Raw genomic sequence first — 25448 nt, 5'->3', positions numbered from 1 at the left:
GACGCCGGCGCGGTACCTCAGGTTCGGAACGGCGGCCCATCGGCCGCCGCGCAGTCGTTTGGGGCCGGCAGACGCGGCCCGCGGGAAGGGGCGAAAGCCATGGTCGACGTCACGGCGGGTCAAGGCGCGGGGTCTCCGGCCGGCGGGTTCTCATTCGCTGACCTCAAGACAGCAGTCCTGCGCGGCGACATCGCGCTGGCGCTCGGCATCCTCACCATCCTGGTGGTGCTGATCCTGCCGCTGCCCTCGCTGGTGCTCGATCTTTTCCTGGCGATCTCGATCACCCTGTCGATCCTGATCCTGATGACCGCCCTGTTCATCCAGGCGCCGCTGGAATTCTCGTCCTTCCCGACCATCCTGCTGATCTCGACGATGCTGCGGCTGTCGCTCAACCTGGCCTCGACCCGGCTGATCCTGTCGCGCGGCCACGAGGGCACCGATGCCGCCGGCCACGTCATCGAGGCGTTCGGCAACTTCGTGATGGGCGGCAATTTCGTCATCGGCATCATCGTGTTCGCGATCCTGGTGACGGTGAACTTCGTCGTCATCACCAAGGGTTCGGGCCGCATCGCCGAAGTCGCGGCGCGCTTCCACCTCGACTCGATGCCCGGCAAGCAGATGGCGATCGACGCCGACCTCTCCGCCGGCCTGATCGACGAGAAGGTCGCCAAGGTCAGGCGCAAGGAGCTGGAGGACGAAAGCGGCTTCTTCGGCGCCATGGACGGTGCGTCGAAGTTCGTCCGCGGCGACGCGGTCGCCGGCCTGCTCGTCGTCTTCATCAACATCATCGGCGGCATCATCATCGGCGTCGCCCAGCAGGGCCTGGGTTTTGCCGAGGCCGCCCGCACCTACACCACGCTGACCGTCGGCGACGGCCTCGTCACCCAGGTGCCGGCGCTGATCGTCTCGACCGCCGCAGGCCTGCTGGTCTCCAAGGCCGGCGTCAGCGGCGCCGCCGACAAGGCGCTGATCAAGCAGTTCTCCGGCTATCCGCAGGCGCTCGGCATGTCCGCCGCGGTCATGCTGGTGCTGGCGGCGCTGCCGGGCATCCCGACCATTCCGTTCCTGGCGCTCGGCGGCGGCGCCGCCGCGCTCGCGTTCAAGGCGCGCAAGCAGAAGCAGGTGGCCAAGGCGGAGGAAGCCGCCGCAGAAGCTGCGGCCCCTGCCGCCGCCGCCGCAGCAGCCGCGGCCGCCGAAGAGCCGATCTCCGCCGCGCTCAAGATCGACGACCTCAAGATCGAGCTCGGCTATGCGCTGCTGCCGCTGGTCAACGCGCCCGACGGCACCGACCGCCTCACCGACCAGATCAAGGCGCTGCGCCGCTCGCTGGCAATCGAAATGGGCTTCGTGATGCCGTCGGTGCGCATCCTCGACAACGTCCAGCTCGAGGCCAACACCTACATCATCAAGATCAAGGAGGTCGACGCCGGCTCCGGCAAGATCTGGCCGAGCCAGTTCATGGTCATGGACCCCGGCGGCAACCAGGTCGCGGTGCCCGGCATCCACACCACCGAGCCGACCTTCGGCCTGCCCGCCACCTGGGTCGACGCCGGCCTGAAGGAAGAGGCGACGCTCAAGGGCTACACGGTGGTGGACGCGGCGACCGTGCTGTCGACGCACCTGACCGAGCTGCTCAAGGCCAATATGAGCGATCTCTTGTCCTACGGCGAGGTGCAGAAGCTCCTGAAGGAGCTGCCGAAGGAGCAGAGCGAGCTGGTCAAGGACATCGTGCCGACGCAGATCACGATCTCCGGCATCCAGCGCGTGCTGCAACTGCTGCTGTCGGAGCGGATCTCGATCCGTGATCTCTCGACCATCCTCGAAGGCATCGCCGACGCGCTCGCCTTCTCGCGCAACCCGGCCACGATCGTCGAGCATGTCCGCGCCCGCTTGGCACGCCAGATCTGCGCGCAGAACACCTCGCCGATGGGCTACCTGCCGCTGATCGCGCTGTCGGCGAAATGGGAGCAGGCGTTCGCGGAATCGCTGATCGGCCAGGGCGAGGAGCGCAGCCTCGCGATGCAGCCGTCGAAACTGTCGGAGTTCATGACCGCCACGCGCGACGCCTTCGAGCGCGCCGCACGCGAAGGAGAGTCGCCGGTGCTGGTGACGTCGGCGGCGATCCGGCCCTTCGTCCGCTCGCTGGTCGAGCGCTTCCGCGCCCAGACCACGGTGCTGTCGCAGGCGGAGATTCATCCGCGGGCGCGGCTGAAGACGGTGGGCAGCGTGTGACGGAACCGAGGATTCCCGAGCGCGTTTCATCCGGGGAGCCGGCGCTAGGCGCCGGCTTGTGCCGTTTTTACCGGCAGGACCACCCCTTGCTTTACCGCCACAGGCAAACGTTTTCTTAATTTTGCGTTAGGTGGCCGAAGTTTCATCCGTACACCGCACAACAATTTAAATTATTGATATAGCTATAAAAAGTGACATTTCAGCGATTTTCGATCGCGAGACATCACGCATTATCACACACTTGTGATGCGGCCTATGAAACAGAATTGAGGTTTCCTACGTTAGTTGACGCGAGACGATGAACCGGAACGCTCCCGGTTCACACGAATCAGCGAAGGACGGAAGACGGCAGGAGGCTTCCATGAACCACTCGATTTACAGCGCGGATCGGACGACCCACCTCAAGATCGTGGTGGTTGCGCTCGTGGCTGGCATCGCGGTGGCCGGCCTCGGCATCTCGGCCCGTCTCAACGCGGAGCCGAACTACACGCAGACGGCAAAGGTCATCAAGGCCGGCAAGCCGATTGCGGTGACGAGTTCGGAGACCTCGCTGGTTCGCTGACAGGAATTCCCGGAATTCACGCGGTTCTCACAGCCCCCCAACTGGCCGCGTGGATATGTAGTAGACCCAACCCCAAGTCGACTACTGAAAACGCCCGCTCCCCACGGGCGTTTTCTATTTGGCCGCTTGCCTCAACGCGCCGGCGGCACGGTCTCGATCAGCTTGCCGGTAAACACGATCGGCCCGGTCGCCTGCCCGGTCGGCGACCCGCCCTCCGGCTCGACCGTGACCGCGTAGGTCGCGCGACTCACTGTGTCCGCGTCGTAGGACGAGAGAACGGGACGGCTGGTGAAGTCGCTGCCGCCGATCACGCCGAGCGAGCGCGGCTTCTGCAGCTTGTCGGACACGAGCCACAACTCGAAGCTCTTGCCCGGCTCCGGCGCGGCGCCGACCCGGCGCACGGTGTAGCTCTTGCTGGCGGCATCGACGGTCAAGATGAACGCCGGCGACGCCGCGTCCTTTTGCAGGAGGGCAACGAACTGGGCCGAGGGCTGCACGGCCGGCACCTTGACCTCGACGGTCTGGATTCGCGGCTTCGGCTGCAATGGCCGCGGCAGCAGGTCGGGGCGGTAGACCTGGACACCGACCAGCGCAAGCAGCACGGCGGCGATCGCGGTCATGATGTTGGCGACCGCGCGCAACTGCCGGACCTTGGACGAGAGGCGAACGATGTTCGCGTTGTCGTTCGCAACCTCGTCCGTCGCAGGCGCATTTCGCCGGGCTGCGATGGCCGGGGCTTCGACACCGATGTCTCGCGGAGCGACCTGAATCGCGGGAGCGCCGATCTTCGCGGCTTCGATCTCGGCAACCTCGACGGTTGGCGCCTCGAGCTTGGGTACATCGGCCGGCGGAGCTTCGGCGACGAGCGCTGGAGCCTCGGCAGTTTCCGGCTCCGGCGGAGCGACGACGACCGGAACCTCGACAACCGCCGCAGGCTCGGCCGCGGCGTTCGCGCGCAACTGCGCGATCTCGGCCTTGATGCGCTCCCACAGCTCGGGGCGCGGCTCGACCAGCCCGACCATCTGGTTGAGCGGACCGAGACGGAATTCCCACGCCTGGACTAGCGCGACAAAATCGGTGTCGACCGCCATCATGGTCTCGACCTGCGCCCGTTCGGCGGCGTCGAGCGTCCCGAGCGCATATTCCGCCGCCAGCGCGATATGGTCTTCGCTATACGCCATCACAGGTCCAGATCACGTCACCTACAAGATCTCTCGCCGGCTCGAACAGCACCTCATCCGAGACCGAGACATTGGCGGATGTCCATCATGCTCCGCCGCAGCCAGGTCTTCACCGTGTTCACCGGCGCCTCGAACTTGGTCGCCAATTGCTCGCGGCTCCAGCCGTTGTAGTAGGCAAGCAGCACGAGCTTCTGGCGGTCGGGCTCGAGCTGGCCGACGCATTCCAAAAGACGCTTGAGCTCCTCCGACATCTCGCGGCGCGCCAGCGGGTCCGGCGTCTCGGCAGCCACCTCGAGCGCGGAGGGCTCATCCTCCAACGACAGCTCGCCGCGCTTGCGCACCAGATCGATGGCGCGGTTGCGGGCGATGGCGGCCATCCAGGTGATCGGGGACGACACGGCCGGGTTGAACTGCGCGGCGTTGTTCCAGACCTTCACATAGGTCTCCTGGACGACCTCCTCGGCGAGGTCCTGTCGGTGCAAGATACGGAGCACGACGCCATAGAGTTTCGCGCGCGTCGCCGCGTAGAGGCGCTCGAAGGCGGCCTCGTCCCCTTTGGCAACAGCGGCAAGCAACCAGACCAGCTCTGCCGGCGTCAGCATTCAGCGTCCCCGAAAATCGCCCCACTCCCTCGTTCGAGCCTACGTCCTCCCGTAGCACAAGTCCTGGGCAACTCTCCACCGGGGCGGGCGCGACGAAAAACCCGGACCTCGCGGCCCGGGTTTTCGAAAGCTCAAGCCGTGACGGCGACGGGCTCAGGCGATGACGCCGAGCCGGGCGCGCATCAGGCCGATCGAGTCCATGTCCGCCTGCTCGCGGGCGCTCTCCTCGGCCTTCTCGCGGGCCTGGTCACGCTCGTCGAGCAGCTCGACCTTCTTCATCTCCTCGAACGCCTCGGACAACGCGGCCTTGGCGTCCTCGAGCTGGGTGCGCAGCTCGTCGGCCGAGCGCGTCAGGTTTTCCCGGCGCTGGATCGCGGCCTTGGCGTAGGTCGGATAGGCAAAATGGGTCGGGTCGTTGATGCCGGCCCGCTCCTGCTCGGTCTGGATCTCCCGCTCGAGCTCGGCCGACATGCGCTGGAAGTCAGCGATCATGCCCTCGATCTGCGTCACCCGGCGGCGTTTCTCATCCACCTGAAATTTCTTCAGACGGATCAGCGTTTCGCGCGACTTCATCGACTCATACTCCCCAGAAGTCCCGTATACGGCGCGGGACAGGGCCGGCCGCCCGTGCTGGGCTCGCCGACTAGGCTCGTTACATGGAGGGGATGATTACCCGACAAAGTTAGCTTTCCGTTTCCAAGCGCCCCAGGATCTGTTCCAGCTCCCGATACCCGCTCTGCAGCGTCGAGACCTCGTCCTTGCGCTGGCGCAGGAACGCCTCCAGCGGCTCGTGCAGCCGGATCGCCTCGTCGACCTCCGGGCTGGAACCGGCGCGATAGGCGCCGAGCCGGATCAGCTCCTCCATGTCGGCATAGGTCGCCATCACCTGGCGCGCCCGCATGATCGTCGGCAAGAATACGGGGTCGGCCGATTTCGGCATCGTCCGCGACACCGATTTCAGGACGTTGATTGCCGGATAGCGGCCGCGTTCGGCGATCGAACGCTGCATCACGACGTGGCCGTCGAGAATGCCGCGGACCGCATCCGCCACCGGCTCGTTGTGATCGTCGCCATCGACCAGCACCGTGAAGATTCCGGTGATGGTACCCTCGCCGCTGCCCGGCCCCGCCCGCTCGAGCAGTTTCGGCAGCTCGGTGAACACCGTCGGCGTGTAGCCCTTCGCGGTCGGCGGTTCGCCGGCCGACAGCCCGATCTCGCGCTGCGCCATCGCAAAGCGCGTGACCGAGTCCATCAGGCAAAGGACATCCTTGCCCTCGTCGCGAAAATATTCGGAGATCGCGAGCGTCAGATACGCCGCCTGCCTTCGCATCAGCGCCGGCTCGTCCGAGGTCGCGACCACCACGACGGAGCGCGCGAGGCCCTCATCGCCGAGATCGTCCTGCAGGAACTCCTGCACCTCGCGGCCGCGCTCGCCGATCAGTCCGATCACCGACACTGCCGCATCGACGTTGCGCGCCAGCATCGACAGCAGCACCGATTTGCCGACGCCGGAGCCGGCGAAGATGCCGAGCCGCTGGCCGCGGCAACAGGTGAGAAAGGTGTTGAGTGCGCGAACGCCGAGATCGAGCGGCGCACCGACACGCCGTCGCGAATGCGCCGGTGGCGGATTGTTCCGATAGGGAACCGGCGAGGCGCCCTGCGGCAGCGGCCCCTTGCCGTCGATCGGCTCGCCCATCGCATTGATGACGCGGCCGAGCCAGGCCGGCGACGGCCGCACCTGATTGGCGGCATTGGCGATCACGGCACGGCAGCCGCGGCGCACGCCCTCCAGCCCGGCGAACGGCATCACCACGGCGTTCTTGCCGGAGAACCCGATCACTTCGGCAGGGATGTAATTGTTGCCGGTCTCGATCACGATGCGCGCGCCGACCGACATCGCATGAATCGGCCCGGCGATCTCCACCATGAGTCCCTTCACGCCGACGACACGCCCATAGGTGTTCACGGCGTCGATGTCGCTGATCTGCTCGGCCAGAGCCTTCATTGCGGAAGAGCCTTCATTGCCAAAGCGCCTTCATTGCGAGAGAGAGGGCATTGCACCAGAGCCTTCATTGCGAAAACCTTAAGTAGGGGCAGATTCGCGTCGTCGGTTTAACTCTGTGTTTACTCGCATCATTAATCATTACGTCATGGTCTGGAGTGACTGACGTGCTTCGCTTTGCCGCCCTCAAAAAGCGGTGAGATCCGAGAGTCGGTTAGGTCCATCTCTTAACATGGAGCTTGAACGAGAGCGGCTAAGAAAAACTGCTTCATCGCAACACCTTACGGCGATTCGATAAAAATTGCACGGATAGAGCTTGCGGAGGGGAATCAGGATTTGTTAACCATCTCTCGTCAGGATCCGAATCAGTTGTTCAAAGGCGTTTTGAGTGCCGCAGATGGCGGCCGACCTGACGCCCGGAGCGGCGACTATGGGGAACTGGCATGCGCGTTTTGCTGATTGAGGATGACAGCGCCGTCGCGCAGTCGATCGAACTGATGTTGAAGTCCGAAAGCTTCAATGTCTACACGACTGACCTGGGCGAAGAAGGCGTCGACCTCGGCAAGTTGTACGACTACGACATCATCCTTCTCGACCTCAATCTGCCCGACATGTCCGGTTACGACGTGCTCAAGCAGCTGCGCGTGTCGAAGATCAAGACGCCGATCCTCATTCTGTCCGGCCTCGCCGGCATCGAGGACAAGGTCAAGGGTCTCGGCTTCGGCGCCGACGACTACATGACCAAGCCGTTCCACAAGGACGAGCTGATCGCCCGCATCCACGCGATCGTCCGCCGTTCCAAGGGCCACGCCCAGTCGGTCATCCAGACCGGCGACCTCGTCGTCAACCTCGACACCAAGACGGTCGAAGTCGGCGGCCAGCGCGTGCACCTGACCGGCAAGGAATACCAGATGCTGGAGCTGCTCTCGCTCCGCAAGGGCACCACCCTCACCAAGGAGATGTTCCTCAACCATCTCTACGGCGGCATGGACGAGCCCGAGCTGAAGATCATCGACGTCTTCATCTGCAAGCTGCGCAAGAAGCTCGCCAACGCCTCCGAGGGCCGTAACTTCATCGAGACCGTCTGGGGCCGCGGCTACGTGCTGCGCGAGCCGCACGACATGGACGAGCGCATCCCCGCCTGATCTTTCACTGGGTCCTCCGGCAGGCCTCACGGCTTGCTCCTCCCAGACTGGGCCCCGCCGCAAATGGCGGGGTTTTTGTTTGTGGGGGTGGTTGTTCATGGAGCGGGCGCCTCCGACGGAACGAGCGCCTCGCGCCTGGCAATCGGCGATGGAGCCAAGCTCTCGCCACGCGCCCGCTGCGCTCCCCTCCCCCTTGCGGGGAGGGCGATCGCATTTGGTGAAAGAGGCAGGGCGCGCAGTCTTTCCGCGACCATCCTTCGAGACGCCCGCCTTCGGCGGGCTCCTCAGGATGAGGGCCTTCTCCGCCGCAAAGCTGTTGATCCTCATGGTGAGGAGCGTCGCTCTTGCGACGCGTCTCGAACCATGAGGCCATGAACGGTCCGCCCAGGAAAACCATATGCGATCGCCCTGCCGCAAGGGGGAGGGGAGCGCGCCGCGCTCGCACGCCTCAAACGACCGGACACGGCCGCCCTCGCCTTTCATCAGGCAAAGGGCGCCTGGCCCTCGCGCGCCATCGCCCGCCATCGATCTCTCCAAAATCCATCATCCCATGTCATCGCGATCTCGCAGCGCCCCGCGCCCGAGTGATGTGCCATTCTCACCGCCCTCTACCTAACTGAGGGCGCAGGGAAGGCCGGGCGCTGGCCGCGCCCGTGGCCCGCCTGCAGAAAAGAAAGCAGGCGGCAGTCACCACAGGTCTGGCCGTAACACCCGGCCCTCCCCGCGCGATGGCTTTACGATTTATACGCGATCTCCCTGGGGACCGGCTGTCTTGCCCCCATCACCCGCAGGCAGCGCTTGACCGCAACGCCCACGCGCTTGGCCTCAGCACCGGGAGGCCAGGACCACACGATTTCACCGTGCGCCGGAGATCGTTCGTCGGCACGGCCAAGCCATGCTGCGATCTCCAACGCCCATCGCATCCCACACCCGACGTCCGTGACGACCGCGAAGCGTCCCCTCGTTGGGGTGGGACGGAGCGAGTAAAACACAAATTCTGCAAAAGCGAAAGAAGAATTTTTGAGAAGCCGAAATTCGTCCGGTCGAGCACGAACTGACAGGCTTGCGTTGGGGTCAGCGCAGACCGCAAGCCGTGTCCGCGAAAGTTTCCTGCCGGTTTTCGCTGCATCGGCCCGTGTGCAGAAGACTCATCGGCGTCGGAAGCAACCTTTCACCCGACGCCGAAGTGGGAACAGCTTACGAGAAGGCCGACGGCAGCATCGAAGCCAAGGAGCCGGTCGCAAGGATCGAGATGGTCGGCACCTCGCAGCGCAGGCCGAGTGCCATCAGCGCCCCTTCCTCGCCCCGCTCTTCGTTGCTCGCTTAGCGCTCTTTGCCGTCTTCTTCTTGGCCGCCTTCTTGCTCGCCTTCGCTTTGGCCTTCTTTCCGGCGGCCTTCTTCGTCGCCGTCTTTGCGGCTTTTTTCTTCGTCGTCTTTTTGCCGCCTGCCACGGTCTTCGCTGCAGCGGCAGCCTTCTTCGCGGTCTTCTTGACGGGCTTGTCGGACGTCGTCGAAGGGTTCGTCTTTGCAGCCGGCTTCTTCGCCGGCACCGTCCCCGCGGCCGGAGCCCCACTCCCACCCGCCGCCGACAGCCAGAACCGCAGCTCCGGTGACTTCTCCTCGGCGCCCTTGATGTACCGGTCCTGCCAGCTGTCATCGCCCTGCAGCGGCTTGCCGAAGATGTCGGGGTGCTGCTGCAACAGGAAGCGCCAGGCGTAGTGGTCGTAGAGGTCGAGGACGTGGCAGGCATAAGCCTCGGCGAGGCCGCGGTGGCCGCGGATGATCAGCATGTTCTCGTCGTTGTTGTGCGAGGCGCGGAAGCCGAGATTGTGCGAGCCGGTGACGACGACGCAGTCGTCGCTGAACGGATCGATCACCACGATCTTGCTGTGGATGATGGCGAAGCCGTATTTGCCGAGCTCCCGCTCCCACTTGCCGAACGCGTCCTGCACCGCGCCGGCCGGCACCGCACGAAAATCGATGCTGCCCGTGGCGCCCGGCTGCTTCGGCTTGCCGGCCTCGCCGACCACCGTCACCTGGGGCGCCGAGTCGTCCGCGCCCGCCTCCGCCGGACGTTCCGAATGACCGCCGGAATGCAGCGCGGCGGAGAAGTTCGTCGCGCGCACCGGGCTGGTCAGCGCGCCGCGCACGAACAGATCGGGCTTGTCCTTGAGCAACTGGCCGGCGACGTCGAGGATCGAGTTGTTGCCGGGGTCGAAGGCGAGGAACAGCACGGCGTACTTGGCGCCCTTCATCAGTTCGAACACGCGGCCCATGTCACCGGGCGTATCGGGATTCTTGCCGAGCTTGCCGTGGGTGTTGGGCGAGAACATCGGCTCGACGGTGACGCCGTGGCCGAGGTCGACCGGCGCCTGGATCGCGTCGGCATTGTTGGCATGGGCGAAGTCGCGCAAGGTCTGCGACTGCAGTGCCGCCTTGTTGCCGGCGGCGGCGGCGACGTCGGCCTTCAGCGCGTTCCAATAGCCGAGGTAGCGCTGCGCCAGCACCGGGCTTTCCACCACCAGCGCGTTGTTGGTCTGGGTGCACAGGCCGGTCGAGGTCCAGTTGGTCGAGCCTGACAGCACCGCGCTCGGCTTGCCGTTCTCGGTGAGCACCATGAACTTGTTGTGCGGGATGCTGCCCTTGTCGAGGATGCGGTCGATCACGGCGACGCCGGCCGCCTTCAGATTGGCGCGGTTCTCGGCGTCGGCATCGTCAGAGTCCTTGCCCTGCTCGTTGCCGAGAATGACGGTGCGGCTTGCCGGGTTCCGGTGGAGCTGCTTCTCCAGGCCGTTGGGATCGTTGAGCTCGTAGAGCGCGGCGTGGATGGTGCCGCCGCCGGCATCGGCGCGCGCGAGCAGCGAGGTCAGGCCGTCCTGGAGCTGGCCCATCAGACGGATGCGAATGGGATCGGCGGGATCGAGGATGTGCGGCGCCAGCGCCGACACGCTCGGCTTGTCGTTCAGCGCATGGCTGAGCGCCTGGGTCGCGGTGATGCCGCGGTTGAAATAGACGTGGAACGGCGGCCGCTCCGGCGTCAGCGTGACCGCATTGCTCTCCAGCGGCGCGACGCCGGCGAGCGGCGTCAGCGTCTGGCCGGGCGTGCCGCCCATCGGCACGACGCGATATTTGTAGGTGCCGCCGCGTTTGGCATAGAGGTCCTTCCACCAGAACTTCTGCACCGGCGCCTGGTCGGTGGCGAGCCTGTCGGCGGTCTGCCCGGCAAACCGCGCCAGCGCCGGCAGCACCGTGTCGGTGTTATCGGCGATGTCGATGCGGTGAATGGCGAAGCCCAGGCAGCCATCGAGGCGGCGGTCGAAGGTCCAGGCGACGACGGCGATATCGTTGTTGGAAAATGCAAGCGCGGGCATGGCGGCACTCCTCGTCTGACAAGGATATGTCTCCGGGTTGCAACAACGGTTCGATGCATCCGGGGCAGGAAAGGGAAATCGAGGGCACGGCAGTGCGGTGCGGGAGGGCGAGGATCGTGACCTGCGAGCTCACGCGGCACGCGAGGTCAGCTCCCCTCCCCCCTGCGGGGAGGGGGTTGGGGTTGGGGGTCCGCCAGCGCTGAAGGTCGTGGGACGCGCTATGGATCCCGGTGTTCATGTGGAATGCTGACGGCGCTTGCACGACACGTGCTCTCACCGAGAGAGCGGAATGCGTGGACCCCCACCCTCGACCTCTCCCCGCAAGGGGGGCGCACCGACGCTGCCGCGAGAGTTTGGCGCCAGACGGCGATGAGTTCGGCGCGATCCATCCTCGCGTCATTGCGAGGAGCGAAGCGACGAAGCAATCCAGGGCTACGCCCGCGACACTGGATTGCTTCCGCCTTCGCTCTGCGAGCTACGGCCCACAAATCGCTTCGCTCGCGACGACGCGAGGATCGAGCGTGCGTTAGGCCACGGCGCCGGGCTTGCCGCGGCTGACGTAGCGGCCGTCGCCCTTGGCGCCGACCAACTCGCCGTCGCGGACGACGAACTTGCCGCGCAGCATGGTCGCGACCGGCCAGCCCGTGATCTCGATGCCTTCATACGGCGTGTAGTCGGAGCCGTGGTGCAAACCGGCCTGGCTGATGGTCGCCGTCTTGTTCGGGTCCCACAGTGCGATGTCGGCGTCGTAGCCAATGGCGATGGAGCCCTTGCCTTTCAGGCCGTAGGTCTTGGCGTGGTTGGTGGCGGTGAAGGCGACGAACTGGTTGAGGGTGATGCGGCCCTTGCTGACGCCTTCGGAGAACAGGATCGGCAGCCGGGTCTCGACGCCGGGGATGCCGTTCGGCACCCAGCGGAAGCTGGTGCGGCCCTTCGGGGTCAGCTTGCCGGCCTCGTCGTCGTAGCGGAACGGGCAGTGATCCGACGAGAACAGCGAGAACACGCCCCTTTGCAGGCCCTCCCAGCAGGCCTCCTGGCTCGCCTTGTCGCGCGGCGGCGGCGAGCAGACATATTTGGCGCCTTCCATGTTGAGGCCCTGCATGTCCTCCTCGGTCAGCACCAGATATTGCGGGCAGGTCTCGCCGTGGATCTTCAGGCCGCGCGCCTGCGCGCGACGGATCTCCTCCATCGCCTCGCGGTTGGAGACGTGGACGATGACGATGGGAACGTCGATCAGCTCGGCCAGCGAGATCGCGCGATGGGTGGCCTCGCGCTCGACCGGAATTGGCCGCGACTTGCCGTGATAGTATGGCGCGACCTTGCCGGCGCGCTCCAGCCGGTCGGTGAGGAAGCGGATGGCGTCGTAGTTCTCGGCGTGGATCTGCACCAGGGCGCCCTGCTCGCGCGCGACCTGCAGCACGCCGAGGATCTCGTAGTCGTTCAGTGCGAGACCCTCATAGGTCATGAAGATCTTCAGCGACGAATAGCCGTCGGCGACCAGCGCCGGCAGCTCCTGGCCGAGCACGGACTCCGAGGGATCGGCGATGATCAGGTGGAAGGAGTGGTCGACATAGCAGGTCTGGTCGGCCAGCGCGTGATAGTCCTTCAGCGCCGCGCGTAGCGGCTGGCCCTTCTCCTGCAGGCAATAGGGCATCACGAAGGTGTTGCCGCCGAACGCCGCGGCGCGCGTCGCGCTCTCGAAATCGTCGGCCATGACGATGCCCGGGCCGGACGGCTGGCTGATATGGACGTGGCTGTCGATGCCGCCGGGCAGCACCAGCAGGCCCGATGCATCGACGATCTCATCGGCATCGGTGATGGCTTCGCCGATCGCGGCGATGCGGCCCTGTTTGATGGCGACATCCGCCTGATACGTGTCGCTCGCGGTGGCGACGGTGCCGTTGCGGATGACGGTGTCGAATGCAGCCATGTGACGCGCTCTCCCAATCTCAGGCGAATCTCTGAAACAGCGATCCCCACCCGCTAACGCCGCGGGGATCCGTACCCGCCAATTTCAGCGACTTCCATACCACGGTGGCGATGGTGTCGAGGATCGGAATGCCGGTCTCCAGCTCGAGCCGCGCCGCCAGCGGCGCGGCGCGCATGTTGGTGCAGACCACCGCGATGGCATCCGGCTTCTCGCGCGCCACCTCGCGGATCATGGTCTCGATCTCCGCGGGCGTCACCTCGGCGAAGGAGAAATTGTCCTGCAAATTGAGATGCCGGTCGCCGCGGCAGGCAATGCCGAGCTTTGCATAATTGGCGATGATGCGCGCCTGCACGTCGTCGCGATAGGGCGTGACGAGACCGAGCGACGTGGCATTCGATGACGCCAGGATCTCGTTCAGCGCCAGCATCGAGGTGGTCGCGGGAATGCCGGTCGCGGCGGTGATCTGCTCGCAGAGGCGCATGTCGGTCTCGAAGCCGAGCCAACCCGAGGATGTGCCGTTCCAGCCGATGACGTCGACCTTGGCATGGGCGAGCAGCTCGGCGGCACGCAGGATGTTGCTGATGTCGAACTGCGCCAGCGCGTCGGTCGACAGCGCAATCTCGGTGACCTTGAAGCGGGAGAAATGCGCCGAGACGTTGGGCAGGCTCGCGACCATCGCCGAGGTGATCGGCTCCAGCGCGGTGTTCGACGACGGCGTCAGCATGCCGAGAAGCGTGCGCTTGGTCATGGGTGAGTGAATCCCTTTGCCATAGCCAACTCCGGCCCATCGGGAAATACTTGAACAGCAGAAGCGGGCGATCCGCCGGTGACTATGCCCTCTCCCCTTGTGGGAGAGGGCATGCACGAACGTGCAGCGGCCTCGCTCGGGTGAGGGGTCTGCCTCGACAGATGAGACCGCGGAGAGAGACCCCTCACCCGGTTTCTCACTTCGTGAGAAACCACCCTCTCCCACAAGGGGAGAGGGTGCACCGCCCGTGCCGCGACAGCACGCGTCATCGGTGATGCGGCGGTTCGGCGCCACTGTGAGAGTAGGTTCAGAATCTCCGCACCATGGAGACAGGCGCCAATCATGCCAGCGCCCTCTCCCGCTCCCCACGCAGCAACGCCAGAATATGCCGCTTCAGCGCGTTGAATTGCGGGCTGGTGATGTCGCGCGGGCGCGGCAGATCGATCGGGATGATCTCGACGATGCGCCCCGGCCGTGCGCTCATCACCGCCACATGGGTGCCCAAGGTCAGCGCCTCGTCGATGCCATGGGTGACGAACACGATCGTGCCCTGGTGCTGCTGCCAGATCCGCACCAGCTCGGTCTGCATGTCCATGCGGGTCTGCTCGTCGAGCGCACCGAACGGCTCGTCCATCAGGATGACCTGCGGGTTCATCAGCAGCGCCCGCGCGATGCCGACGCGCTGGTTCATGCCGCCCGACAGCTCGGACGGATAGTGGTTCTCGAAGCCGGTGAGCCCGACCATGTCGATATAGACCTGCGCGCGGGCGCGGCGCTCAGCCTTCTGGCCGCCGCCGAGCAGGAGGTGAAAGGCCACGTTCTCCCACACCGGCAGCCACGGCATCAGGTTGGCGTGCTGGAACACCACGCCGCGGTCGGCGCCGGGCGCGGTGACCGGCCGTCCGTCGACCGTGACGCTGCCGGCGCTCGGCTGCTCGAAGCCGGCGATCATGTTGAGCAGCGTGGACTTGCCGCAGCCCGAGGGCCCGAGCAGGCAGACGAATTCGTTGCGGGCGATGGAGAGGTCGATCTCGCTCAGCGCGGTGACGTCGGCGTTGCGCTTCCTGTCGGTGAAGATCTTGGAGACGCCGGAGATCTCGATCGTGGCCATCGTTACTCTCCGCCGCGAAGCGTGGTGTTGCGCTGCCAATGCAGCACGCGCGCCATCACGGTGCGGATGGCGAGATCGCTGCAGAAGCCGAGCAGGCCGATGCTCGCCATCGCCGCCAGCACCAGATCGTAGCGCAGGAAGTAGTAGCTGTCCCACAGCACGTAGCCGAGCCCGCTCTTCACCGCGACCATTTCGGCGGTCACCGTCAGCATCCAGGCCGAGCCGATGCCGATGCGCAGACCTGCAAAGATGCTCGGCATGGCCGCTGGGACCACGATGTAGCGCAGCAGCTTGCGCTCGCTGCCGCCGACCATGGCGCCGGCGCGGATGAGGTTGCGGTCGCAGGTCTTCACGCCGTGGATGGTGTTGAGCAGGATCGGAAAGAACGCGCCAAGGAACACCAGGAAGATCGCCGGCTTGTTGGCGATGCCGAACCAGATGATGGCGAGCGGGATCCACGACACCGGCGGGATCGGCCGGAGCATCTGCAAGGTCGGCTCGATGATGAGCTCGGTCTTGCGCGACCAGCCGATGGCGACGCCGAGCGCGACGCCGAGCACCGTGGCAATGGCGAAGCCGGCCGCGACGCGCGACAGGCTGGCCAGCATGTCGGCCAGCCAGTGCGCGCTGTAGGTCTGGGTGTTGCCGTCGGTACCGACCAGCCAGTCCGCCCACGCCCACACCACCGTCGACGGCGCCGGCAGCAAGGCTGCCGGCAGCGCCCCCGAGCGCGAGAACGCCTCCCAGCCGGCGAGCGCCAGCACGGGCACAATGGCGCGGTCGAGCTTCCTGAGCTGGGCGAGCGCCGTCATCTCAGTAGCCGAGCTCGGTCTTCGGCTTGCCGGTGGCCGCCTCCAGGAAGCGGTAGTCGAGGTTCTTCTCGACGGCGGCCGTGACGTCCGAGTTGATGTATTTCAGGTCGCGCATCATCGATGCGATGGCGAGCGCCGAGGCGCGGTACATCTTCGGATCGGGATCGAGATTCTCGACCGCGCCGGTGGCGATCGCCTTGTCGAGGCCGGTGATCTTGGAGATGACCTCGATCAGCGCCGGCTTGTCGGCGGCGATGTGCGCGTCGACCTTGACCACCGCGCGCACCACGCCCTCGAGCGCCTTCGGATTGGAGGCGATGACGTCGGAGCGGGTCAGGATCAGGTTGGTGAGCTTGCCGGCGGCCTGGTCGTAGGGGAAGCCGAAGAACTTCGCCGCCTTGGCCTGCATGATCTGCGTGGCGAACGGCTCGACGGTGCAGATCAGCTCGACCTCGCCGCGGCGCAGCGCCTGCAGATGATCGGACGGATTGGGAATGTTGACGAACTGCACGTCCTTGTTGATGTCGATGCCCTGCTTGGCGAAGGCGCCGCGCATGTGGATGTCCTGCGCATTGCCGCGCGAGGCGGCGACGCGGAACGGCTTGCCGTCGGCCTTGTACTTGGCGATCAGCGCCTTCAAGGCGCCCCAGTCGCCCGGCGCGACCTCTAGGTCATTGCCGAGCAGCATCGCCGAACCGCCATTGACCTGGCCGGAGATGGCGACGACGTCGAAGCCTTTGTCGAGCGCGATGGCGTAATGCAGATAGGTCACCTGCGCGACGTCGATGTTCTTCGACACCAAGGCGGTCAGCGCGTCCGTGCCGGTGTTGAAGCTGACGGCGTCGATCGCGACGCCCTCCGCGAATTGCGGCGTCAGCGACATCGGCGTGCAATGCGCACATTTGGCGTAGCCGAGTTTGATCTTGGACGCGTCGTCGGCGAAGCTGAGCGAGGGCAGCGCCAACAGGGCAAGAATGAGCAGCACGAAACGTTTCACATCCATCTCCAGGGCAGGTCGATCCACGGGCTTGTCTCTCATGGCTTGAACTCTCATCAGCAAGCGACGTGCCAACTGGATGCGATATGCAATATTGATTTTATACAATAAAATCAGTATGTAGTGACACTGTAATCTTGAAGAATCTGCCTGATCCGCGGGCGCATCGCCCGAATTTCAGGCATCTCGCAGCGGAGCAGCCGCGACCACATGACCCCACCTGCACCCCGGCCCAGACTGAAGACGCGCTTCAAGCCGGCCCGGCTGAAGCTGTCGTCCGACCACTCCAAGCGGCCGCTCGAGCGGCTGTCGCTGCACGATCAGGTCGTCGCCAGGGTGCGCGAGATGATCGTGGACGGCGAGCTCGCCGCCGGCGCTGCCTTGCCCGAGCGCATGCTGTGCGAGACCTTCGGCGTGTCGCGCACGCCGCTGCGCGAGGCCTTCAAGATCCTCGCCGCCGAAGGCCTCATCGAGCTGCGGCCGCATCGCACGCCCGTGGTGACGCCGATCGACGCAAACGAGATTGCCGAGATCTTCGACGTGATGGTGTCGCTCGATGCCGCCGCGGGCCGCGCCGCGGCCGCGCGTGCGACGGCGGACGACCTTGCCAGGCTCGACGCCCTACATGCCGAGCTGGTGGCGCTGCATCGTGCCGCCGAGCGCGCCGCCTATTTCCGGCTCAACCAGCAGATCCATGCCGAGATCACCAGGCTCGCCGGCAACGCCGTGCTGCTCAACATGTGGAGCACGCTGCACGCGAGCGTCTTCCGCGCCCGCGCCGTGGCCAACTACGACGCGCGGCGCTGGGACGAGTCGATCCGGGAGCACGAGGCTTTCATGGCGTTGCTGCGGGCCCGAGACGGCGCCGGCTTCGCGCAGGCGCTCTCCGCACACACTCGCAAGACCGGCGATTCGGTGCTGCAGATGCTGGACCAGGCCAGGCAGGACCTGGCGAAGGGCGGATAGACTTTGTTCACGTCGAACCGGGCATGCTGGCATCGCGACAGATGAGAGCTCCACACGCCTGGCCCGATCATGATCCTGCAATCGCTCGCCGGCCTGCCGGCCTTTCTGGTGTACTTCTGTACCGCGCTGGTCGCGGTGACGGCCTACCTGTTCGTCTACACCCGCGTCACGCCCTACAATGAATTCCAGCTGATCCGGGACAATCACCCCTCGGCCGCGATCGCGCTCGGCCTCAGCCTGCTCGGCTTCACCCTGCCGCTGGTCAGCGCCATCGCCCATTCCGCCAACGTGCTGGACTGCCTGATCTGGGCGCTGGTCGCGCTGATCGTCCAGGTGATCGTCTACTACCTCGTCCGCATTCCGGTGCCGGATCTCGCCCAGCGCATCGTCGCCGGCGAGCTGGCTTCGGCGATCTGGCTCGGTCTCGCATCGCTTTCCGCCGGCGCGCTGAACGCCGCCTCGATGATCATCTGACCATGGCCGAGAAACGCCGCGAATTCGGCAAGCGCCGGCCGATGCCGCCCCCGCCCGCGACGCCGCCGGTGAAGCGCTCCGGCCATGTTGCGCTGCTCTTGATGGGCACGCTCGCCGTCGGCAGCACGGCCTATGCGCTGATGCCGCGGCAGCAGAGCTGCCCGCAGCCAGGCGCCGAGACGCCGACGATGGCCGGCCAGCCGCAGACCAGCGAGTGCACGACGCGCCGCTCGAGCGGCGGTGGCAGCGGCGGCAGCGGCTCCAGCCGCTGGGGATTCTCCAGCGGCGACAGCGATTCCAGAAGCGGCGGCGCGAGCCATGTCGCCGAGGCCTCCTCCGCCCATGTCTCGCGCGGCGGCTTCGGCTCGTTCGGACACGGCTTCGGAGGCGGCGGCTGATTTTCGTCGCGCCGGCGCCGTGAAAACACCGCGTTCATGCTGTCATCTTGGATTCGAATCTTTGACACAGACTCAAAATCATAAAAAACTGGCCTACCGACTCATCGGAAATGATCCGATGCAACGTCCGCACCTGATGGTGCGGGCGACGATCGGGGCCGCGGTGACCGCCGCCGCCTTGCATCATCTTGCTGGCAAGCGATCGCGTGGTCACCGACGCGGGACGGCGCCGGGACCGCGCGGGCGTGATCATGGCCGCATCATCGATGACGGCCGCGGCCGTGCTGCGCCCTGTTGCAATGGGCACGGCATGCCTGCCGATGCCCGGGGCTGACGCCGATGCAGCGCATCTCCTGTCCCGAGCGTGACGACTGGCGCGAGACGGCGGCGCGGTGCGGATTCGACTTCTGCGAGCTCGACGGCGAGCGCTATTGGGACGAGCGCGCCTACTACGCATTCACGATCGCCGAGATCGAGCTCGGCATCGAGGAGCCGACGGCAGAGCTCGAGCAGATGTGCCTCGCGCTGGTCGCGCGCGTCGTCGGCGACGAGGCGCTGCTGCGCCGGCTGAAGATCCCGCAAGCGGTCTGGCCCCTGCTGGCGGAGAGCTGGCGCCGGAGGGACGGCAGCCTCTACGGGCGGTTCGACCTCAGCTATCAGGGCGGCCGTACGCCGGCGAAGCTGCTCGAATACAATGCCGACACGCCGACCTCGATCTTCGAGGCCGCGGTCTTCCAATGGACCTGGCTCGAGCAGGCGATCGAGCGCCGCATCCTGCCGGGGCGCGCGGACCAGTACAACTCGATCCATGAGCGCCTGATCGAGCGCTGGTGCGCCATCGGCAAGCGGCGCCGCGTGCATCTGGCCGGGCTGACCGCCAACGCCGAGGACGCCACGACCCTGGCCTATCTGGCCGACACGGCAGCCCAAGGAGGCCTGACGACAACCATCCTTGACGTCGCCAACATCGGCTGGCGCGAGACCGGCGGCTTCGTCGATCTCGACGACGAGGACATCGCGCTCGCCTTCAAGCTGTATCCCTGGGAATGGATGTTTCGCGATGCGTTCGGCGCCAAGCTCGCGCAGGCGCCGACGCAATGGATCGAGCCGCCGTGGAAGGCCATCCTGTCCAACAAGGGCATCCTGCCGCTGCTCTGGCAGATGCACGAAGGCCATCCCAACCTGCTGCCGGCCTATTTCGAGGACGATCCGAAGGCCGCCAGCCTCGGCCCGAGCTTCGTGCGCAAGCCGATCTATTCGCGCGAGGGCGCCAATGTCAGCCTGGTGTCCGACGGCGTCGCCGTCTCGGCGCAGGACGGGCCCTACGGCGCCGAAGGCTTCATCCGCCAGGCGCTGGCGCCGCTGCCGGATTTCGGCGGTGTGTTCCCGGTGATCGGCAGCTGGCTCGTCGACCATCAGCCCTGCGGCCTGTCGATCCGCGAGGACACGAGCCCGATCACCGGCAACCGCTCGCGCTTTTTGCCGCACGCCATCCTGTAGGATATTAACGACGGCCGGCGAAAACGCCTCGACACGCCGGTCGAGAGCATTAGATAGGACCGAGGGCGAATTCCCTGCGCGATTGGGCGCGCATGGCCGGGACGAGGCATGGCGACGGACAAGACCGAACTCGAAGGCTTGCGCATCCTGGTCGCCGAGGACGAGGGCCTGATCGCGCTCGAGCTGGAAACGGTGTTGCAGGGGTTCGGCTGCGAGGTGGTCGGTCCCGTCTCGCGCGTCGGCGACGTGCTGCGCGAGGCCGAGCGCGGCGGCCTGGACGGCGCGCTGCTCGACGTCAACCTGCGCGGCGAGCAGATCTTCGCCGTGCTGCCGCAGCTGATCGCGCGAGAGCTCAGGATCGTCATCACCTCCGGCTATGACGACGCGACGCTGTTTCCGCCGGAGTTCCGCGGCCTGGCCCGGCTCGCCAAGCCGTTCGACGAGCGCGCGCTGCGCGCGATGTGCGAGGCCACGTTCGTTCGCCGTCAACGCAACTCATAACGCTTCGCTCACGCCCCGTGCATCGGGAGGCATCGCGTGTCCATCATCGAGGATACCGTGGCCTACGAGGCCTGGCTTCGCAGCCAATGCAAGGTGATCGAGGACGACCTCCTCACCAAGCACCGGCGCATGCGAAAGTCGCCGTTCGCCCTGCTGCGCGCCAGCTACTATCGCTGGGCGCGGCGCATCGAGGAGATCTGCCCGGAGCTGGCCGAGGCGCCGGTCGCGCTGTGCGTCGGCGACATCCATCTGGAGAATTTCGGCACGTGGCGGGACGCCGACGGGCGCTGGGTGTGGGGCGTCAACGATTTCGACGAGGCCGCGAGGATGCCCTACGCCTTCGATCTGGTCCGGCTCACGACCAGCATCGAGCTCGCGCCCGACATGGCCATCGACAGCCGCGACGCGGCTGACGCGATCCTCCAAGGCTATCGCGACGGCCTCGAGAATCCGCGGCCGGCGCTGCTCGACGAGCACGAGATCTGGATCAGGCGCTACGTCAAATGCTCGGATGATTGCCGCCGCGCGTTCTGGAAGGAGATCGACGGCCTCGCGGCCGCCGATGCGATACCATCCGCGGTGCGGAAGCTGCTCACCGCCAGCCTTCCGGAGCAGGTCGAGACCGCCGGGTTCTTCCGCCGCTTCGCCGGCGGCGGCAGCCGTGGACGTCCGCGCTACGTCGTCGCCGCGACATGGCGCGGCGGCCGCATCGTCCGCGAGGCCAAGGCGCTGGTCCCTTCGGCCTGGACCTGGGCCAAGAACAGCACGGAGAACAGGACGAAGGGCAGGTTGCAGCCAAAGCCGGCGCCGCCGCACAGATTCGTCGCGCTGTCGACCGGGACCTATCGCGCGCCCGATCCATTCCTGCACGTTCACAGAACCAACGACGGCGACTACGTGGTCCGACGACTGTCTGCGGACTCGCGCAAGATCGATCTCGGCAGGCAAGCCGGCGCCGATCTCAAGCTGGAGCTTCTGCGCGGCATGGGCACCGACCTCGCCTCCATCCATGCCGCCGACCGCCGCGCCGCCGCCGAGATCGCGGCGGACCTCGGGGCGCGCGGTTCAGGCTGGCTGCGCAAGGCTGCGCGCGCCGCGCGCGAGGCGACGGAAAGGGATCACGATGTATGGCGTCGCAAGGCGGCAGGCTTGATTCCGATCGCGCGCTGAGGCGGCATCCGATCAGTCCGGCTGCACGGCCGATGCCGGCAGATGTTCGGGAGTCGTCTCCGCGGTCAGCGCAAAGGTCAGCGAGCAGCGAATTCCGGCGGCCTCGAAGTCCAGCAGGGCTTCGCCATCGAGATCGAAGCGGACGACGCGGTCGATCAGCGTGGTGCCGAAGCCGCGCGTGCCGCCGCCTTCGATCAGCGGTCCGCCGCGCTCCAGCCAGACCAGCTCGAGCCGGCGGCGATCGTCGCGCAGGCGCCAGGAGATCGTGACCTGGCCGTGGGGGGCGGACAACGCGCCATATTTGGAGGCGTTGGTCGCAAGCTCGTGCAGCACCATCGAGAGCGGCAGCACGAGCCGTGCCTCCAGCAGAACCGGCGGGCCATCGATGGCGATCCGCCCTTCGCCGATGCCGTAGGGCGCCAGCACGGTCGTGAGCAGTTCGTTCAGCCCGATGCCGATCCAGCGGGTCTGCGTCAGGATGTCATGCGCGATCGAGACCGCCTGGATGCGCCCGGAGAACGCCTTGTTGAAGGCCGGCAGCGACGGCGAGGTCCGCAAGGTCTGCCCCGCCACCGACTGCACGATCGCCAGGATGTTCTTCACCCGGTGATTGAGCTCGGCGACCAGCACCGTCTGCTGCTCTTCCGCGCGCTTGCGCTCGGTGATGTCGGTCAGGGTGACGATCGAGCCGACCGTCTCCTTGAGATCGTTCACCAGGGGTCCGCCCGACAGCAGGAATGACCGCCCCGACGCCTGCGGATTGCGCAAGGCCACCTCGACGCCATGGAAGGGCTTGGTCGCCAGCGCCTGATCGAGGCTCTCGCGCGAGAACCGCGTCAACGTACTTTCCTGGCTGGCGCTCTGCCCGTCGAGCGGGAACGCCTCCGAAAACAACTGCCCGACCGGCGGTCGTTCCGCGAGCTGCTCGGCGACCCAGCTCGCATGGGTGATCCGGCCGTCGAGCGCCAGCACCACGACCGCATCGGTCGCCTGCTCCAGGATCGAGCGCGCGAAGCGCTCGGCATTGGCGACCTCCTCGGCGCGCCGCTGAATCGACATGTCCGTCAAGGTCACGAGCGTGGCGACGACGCCGCCCATCGCCATCTGCCGCATCCAGACCGACACCGGCAGCTGACCGCCATCGGCGCGGCGCAGCTGCGCGTCGGTCATGGCATCGTCGGCGCGCTGCGCGGGCACTGTTCTAGCGAACAGCGAGGCGAAGCTGCGTCCTACCAGCTCCTGGGCGTCGAGGCCGGTCAGCGCGCAGAGCCTGGAATTGACATAGACGATGCCGCCGTCGGCATCGAGCGTCAGCGCGCCGTCGCTCATGCGCTCGACCAGCACATGATAGGGCGCGTCCGCGCCCTGCAGCATGATGACCTGGGGTCCGGTCGGGCCCTGCACCACCACGGCATCGACGTTGCCGCGATGAATGGCCTCGACCGTCTCTTCCGCCTCGTTACGCGGCCGTCCCGCCTGCATCGCGTCTGTTGATGCCACGCGTCCTCCGTTCAGCTCGGTGCGATGTCCAGACCAACCAGCACCTTCTCCGCATTGGAGAGATCGCCGATGATTCGCTTGAGGGGCTCGGGCAGTTGACGGATCAAGGTCGGGATCGCGACGATCTGGTCACGTTGCGCGAGGGCCGGATCCTTCATCAGGTCGATCACCTCGATGGTATAGCGGCCCGGCAGATGCGTCTCGCACAGCTTCTTGAGATTGGCGAGCGCCGCCAGCGATTTCGGGGTCTGGCCGGCGACATAGAGCCGGAGATTGTAGCCATCCTGTTCCATCGGAGCGGCCATCATTTGCTGGATGTCAGCGGGTTGGCGGGGGAGCGCGGACCGCGCCGGGACGAGCGGCTCTCGACCTGCGACCGGCGAGCGGCTTCACGCTGATCGTCGCGAGCCGCACCTTCCAGATTGATGAGCTCCATCTCGCTTTCCTCGTTGGCCAGTTGAGCCTTGAGCGTTTCGATCTGCGCCGCGAGGTCGCGGCGGCGACGTTCGATCTCGCGCGTGCGGCGTTCCGTCTCCTGCGTGCGCAGAAGGCGCTCGACGCGATCTCTCGCCTCCTGCGCCACCCTGGCCGATCCCGTGAGCACGCCCTCCGGGCCGACATAGACCTCGCGCAGCGAGATGCCGTCGGCACCCATCAGGAATTCGCGGACCTGGTTGGAATGCGCCATGCCGCGCGACTTCAACAGGTAGAGCTGGCGATTGTGCTCACCGTTGCTCTCGCGATTGTAGAGCAGCAGCCAGGTGTCGGTGAGCGATGAGATCTGCATCTCGGTGGTCGCCGTCTCGGCGCCGCCGGCGCCGAGATTGGTGAACAGCGCCGTGACGCCGCGCGCCTTCAGGAAGTCGATCAGGCGCAGCGTCATCGAATGCACGTCGCCGGCAACGCCGGCGCCCATGAGCGCCGAGATGGGATCGACCACGACAGCGGCGGGATCGAACTCCTTGACCTCGCGATGCATCGCGGCGAGGTGCGTTTCCAGTCCGTACAGATTGGGGCGCCGCGCCGAGAACCGCAGCAGGCCGCGATCGACCCATTGCTGCAGGTCGAGCCCGACCGACCTCATGTTGCGGATGATCTGCTGCGGGGATTCCTCCAGCGCGAAATAGATGCAGCGTTGCCCGCTCTTGCAGATCGAATTGGCAAAGTGTGCCGACACCGTCGACTTGCCCGAGCCGGCCATGCCCGAGATCAGGATGCTCGACCCCTTGTAGTAGCCCTGGCCTTCGAGCATCTCGTCGAGATCGGCAATGCCGGTGGAGACCCGCTCCGTCCACGCATCATGCGCGAGGCCCGACGAGGTGATCGGCATCACCGTGATGCCTTCCTGGTCGATGATGAAGGGATATTCGTTGGTGCCATGCGCCGTGCCGCGATACTTCACGACGCGCAGCCGGCGGGTCGAGAGCTGATCGTGCACGCGGTTGTCGAGCAGGATGACGCAGTCGGCGACGTATTCCTCGAGGCCGTAGCGCGTCAGCGTACCGTCACCGCGCTCGCCGGTGATGATGGCGGTGACGCCCTTGCTCTTCAGCCATTCGAACAGCCGGCGCAACTCGGAGCGCAGCACCGCCTGGTTGTCGAGGCCGCCGAACAGGGTCTCGATCGTATCGATCACGACGCGCTTGGCGCCGATCGAATCGATCGCGAAGCCGATGCGGATGAACAGGCCGTCGAGATCGTAGTCGCCGGCCTCTTCGATCTCGTTGCGATCGAGATGAATGTGGTCGACCACGATCTTCTTCTGCTCGATCAGCCTGTCGATGTCGTAGCTGAGCGAGCCGACGTTCTTGATCAGGTCCTCGGGCTGCTCCTCGAACGCGATGAACACGCCCGGCTCGTCATAGGCGACTGCGCCATTATAGAGAAACGTCATCGCGAACAACGTCTTGCCGCAGCCGGCCGCGCCGCACAGCAGCGTCGGCCGCCCTTGCGGCAGGCCACCGAAGGTGACCTCGTCGAGGCCGTCGATCCCGGTCGGCGATTTGGCGATGACAGGGAGATCCCGCGTCACGATTCGAGGACGCACACTCGTTTTCATCCAATCCCCCGCCATCAATTCAACACGCATGAGCCCGCACCAAGGCGAGTAAACGCGTCGGGAACCTAAAAGTTCCATGGGGCCGGCGAGATTTGCTCCGAAAGGCGGCCTGCGGGCGCAGAAACGGCTGGCCGCCCGCGCGGGACGGACGCACGCGGGACGGAACGGCCGGCCGCCCGACCGGTCG

22 protein-coding genes are annotated in these 25448 nt (G+C 66.1%); 9 read left to right on the top strand and 13 right to left on the bottom strand.

The window, feature by feature from the left end:
* The first annotated feature begins 99 nt into the window (after positions 1-99).
* Positions 100-2232 (top strand): flagellar biosynthesis protein FlhA, encoded by a 2133-nt coding sequence (gene flhA / locus QW845_RS19840; protein WP_315803234.1) that lies wholly within the window; start codon positions 100-102, stop codon positions 2230-2232.
* Between the two features lie 361 nt (positions 2233-2593).
* The gene (locus QW845_RS19835) at positions 2594-2794 is read left to right on the top strand and encodes a hypothetical protein (RefSeq protein ID WP_315803233.1); all 201 of its coding nucleotides are present in this window, start codon (positions 2594-2596) and stop codon (positions 2792-2794) included.
* A gap of 131 nt (positions 2795-2925) precedes the next feature.
* On the opposite strand, the gene QW845_RS19830 is transcribed toward QW845_RS19835, so the two are convergent.
* The 4 genes from QW845_RS19830 to fliI form a co-directional block, all read right to left on the bottom strand.
* On the bottom strand, positions 2926-3975 hold the full coding sequence (locus tag QW845_RS19830; RefSeq protein WP_315803232.1) for an anti-sigma factor domain-containing protein: 1050 nt from the start codon (positions 3973-3975) through the stop codon (positions 2926-2928).
* Between the two features lie 53 nt (positions 3976-4028).
* Positions 4029-4577, bottom strand: a complete 549-nt coding sequence (locus tag QW845_RS19825) for a sigma-70 family RNA polymerase sigma factor (protein WP_315714037.1) — start codon at positions 4575-4577, stop codon at positions 4029-4031.
* A gap of 153 nt (positions 4578-4730) precedes the next feature.
* A complete protein-coding gene (gene fliJ, locus QW845_RS19820) occupies positions 4731-5150 on the bottom strand; it encodes a flagellar export protein FliJ (protein WP_315714036.1) in 420 nt (139 codons plus the stop codon).
* Positions 5151-5259: 109 nt separating this feature from the next.
* Positions 5260-6582 carry a flagellar protein export ATPase FliI gene (gene fliI / locus QW845_RS19815; protein ID WP_315803231.1) on the bottom strand — a complete coding sequence of 441 codons (1323 nt, stop codon included), beginning with the start codon at positions 6580-6582 and terminating at the stop codon, positions 5260-5262.
* A 440-nt stretch (positions 6583-7022) separates the two neighbouring features.
* On the opposite strand from fliI, the gene ctrA reads away from it, so the two are divergent.
* Complete coding sequence (gene ctrA / locus QW845_RS19810) at positions 7023-7724, top strand: response regulator transcription factor CtrA (RefSeq protein ID WP_012046382.1); 702 nt, start codon at positions 7023-7025, stop codon at positions 7722-7724.
* A 1286-nt stretch (positions 7725-9010) separates the two neighbouring features.
* On the opposite strand, the gene QW845_RS19805 is transcribed toward ctrA, so the two are convergent.
* The 6 genes from QW845_RS19805 to QW845_RS19780 form a co-directional block, all read right to left on the bottom strand.
* The gene (locus tag QW845_RS19805; RefSeq protein ID WP_315803230.1) at positions 9011-11095 is read right to left on the bottom strand and encodes a phospholipase D-like domain-containing protein; all 2085 of its coding nucleotides are present in this window, start codon (positions 11093-11095) and stop codon (positions 9011-9013) included.
* A 526-nt stretch (positions 11096-11621) separates the two neighbouring features.
* Positions 11622-13025 carry a dihydropyrimidinase gene (hydA, locus tag QW845_RS19800; protein WP_315803229.1) on the bottom strand — a complete coding sequence of 468 codons (1404 nt, stop codon included), beginning with the start codon at positions 13023-13025 and terminating at the stop codon, positions 11622-11624.
* A gap of 19 nt (positions 13026-13044) precedes the next feature.
* A complete protein-coding gene (locus QW845_RS19795) occupies positions 13045-13773 on the bottom strand; it encodes an aspartate/glutamate racemase family protein (RefSeq protein ID WP_315803228.1) in 729 nt (242 codons plus the stop codon).
* A 340-nt stretch (positions 13774-14113) separates the two neighbouring features.
* Positions 14114-14884: an ABC transporter ATP-binding protein gene (locus QW845_RS19790; protein ID WP_315803227.1), complete on the bottom strand. Its 771-nt coding sequence runs from the start codon at positions 14882-14884 to the stop codon at positions 14114-14116.
* Between the two features lie 2 nt (positions 14885-14886).
* Complete coding sequence (locus tag QW845_RS19785) at positions 14887-15696, bottom strand: ABC transporter permease (protein WP_315803226.1); 810 nt, start codon at positions 15694-15696, stop codon at positions 14887-14889.
* 1 nt (position 15697) lies between these two features.
* The gene (locus tag QW845_RS19780; protein ID WP_315803491.1) at positions 15698-16699 is read right to left on the bottom strand and encodes an ABC transporter substrate-binding protein; all 1002 of its coding nucleotides are present in this window, start codon (positions 16697-16699) and stop codon (positions 15698-15700) included.
* Between the two features lie 204 nt (positions 16700-16903).
* Between QW845_RS19780 and QW845_RS19775 the strand changes: the two genes are divergently transcribed.
* The 6 genes from QW845_RS19775 to QW845_RS19750 all read left to right on the top strand — a co-directional run bounded on the left by QW845_RS19775 (position 16904) and on the right by QW845_RS19750 (position 21702).
* Positions 16904-17659: a GntR family transcriptional regulator gene (locus tag QW845_RS19775; protein WP_315803225.1), complete on the top strand. Its 756-nt coding sequence runs from the start codon at positions 16904-16906 to the stop codon at positions 17657-17659.
* Positions 17660-17728: 69 nt separating this feature from the next.
* Positions 17729-18133: a DUF350 domain-containing protein gene (locus QW845_RS19770; RefSeq protein WP_315757399.1), complete on the top strand. Its 405-nt coding sequence runs from the start codon at positions 17729-17731 to the stop codon at positions 18131-18133.
* Between the two features lie 2 nt (positions 18134-18135).
* Positions 18136-18531, top strand: coding sequence for a hypothetical protein (locus tag QW845_RS19765; RefSeq protein WP_315803224.1), 396 nt, complete (start codon positions 18136-18138; stop codon positions 18529-18531).
* Between the two features lie 339 nt (positions 18532-18870).
* Positions 18871-20031 (top strand): glutathionylspermidine synthase family protein, encoded by a 1161-nt coding sequence (locus QW845_RS19760; RefSeq protein ID WP_315803223.1) that lies wholly within the window; start codon positions 18871-18873, stop codon positions 20029-20031.
* A gap of 108 nt (positions 20032-20139) precedes the next feature.
* The gene (locus tag QW845_RS19755) at positions 20140-20532 is read left to right on the top strand and encodes a hypothetical protein (RefSeq protein ID WP_315803222.1); all 393 of its coding nucleotides are present in this window, start codon (positions 20140-20142) and stop codon (positions 20530-20532) included.
* Between the two features lie 36 nt (positions 20533-20568).
* Positions 20569-21702 (top strand): DUF2252 family protein, encoded by a 1134-nt coding sequence (locus QW845_RS19750; RefSeq protein WP_315803221.1) that lies wholly within the window; start codon positions 20569-20571, stop codon positions 21700-21702.
* A 12-nt stretch (positions 21703-21714) separates the two neighbouring features.
* Here the strand turns inward: QW845_RS19750 and QW845_RS19745 are convergent, their stop codons facing one another.
* The 3 genes from QW845_RS19745 to kaiC are packed head-to-tail and all read right to left on the bottom strand — an operon-like array spanning position 21715 to position 25261.
* Positions 21715-23202 (bottom strand): HWE histidine kinase domain-containing protein, encoded by a 1488-nt coding sequence (locus QW845_RS19745; RefSeq protein WP_315803220.1) that lies wholly within the window; start codon positions 23200-23202, stop codon positions 21715-21717.
* Positions 23203-23213: 11 nt separating this feature from the next.
* Positions 23214-23510 (bottom strand): circadian clock KaiB family protein, encoded by a 297-nt coding sequence (locus QW845_RS19740; RefSeq protein WP_315803219.1) that lies wholly within the window; start codon positions 23508-23510, stop codon positions 23214-23216.
* Positions 23507-25261 (bottom strand): circadian clock protein KaiC, encoded by a 1755-nt coding sequence (gene kaiC, locus QW845_RS19735; RefSeq protein ID WP_315803218.1) that lies wholly within the window; start codon positions 25259-25261, stop codon positions 23507-23509. The genes QW845_RS19740 and kaiC overlap by 4 nt, the downstream gene beginning before the upstream one ends.
* Positions 25262-25448: the final 187 nt, after the last annotated feature.

It is taken from the genome of Bradyrhizobium sp. SZCCHNS3002 (assembly GCF_032377435.1).
Lineage (GTDB): Bacteria > Pseudomonadota > Alphaproteobacteria > Rhizobiales > Xanthobacteraceae > Bradyrhizobium.
The sequence above is the reverse complement of the archived record's forward strand: the minus strand, read 5'-3'. Positions and strand labels throughout refer to the sequence as shown.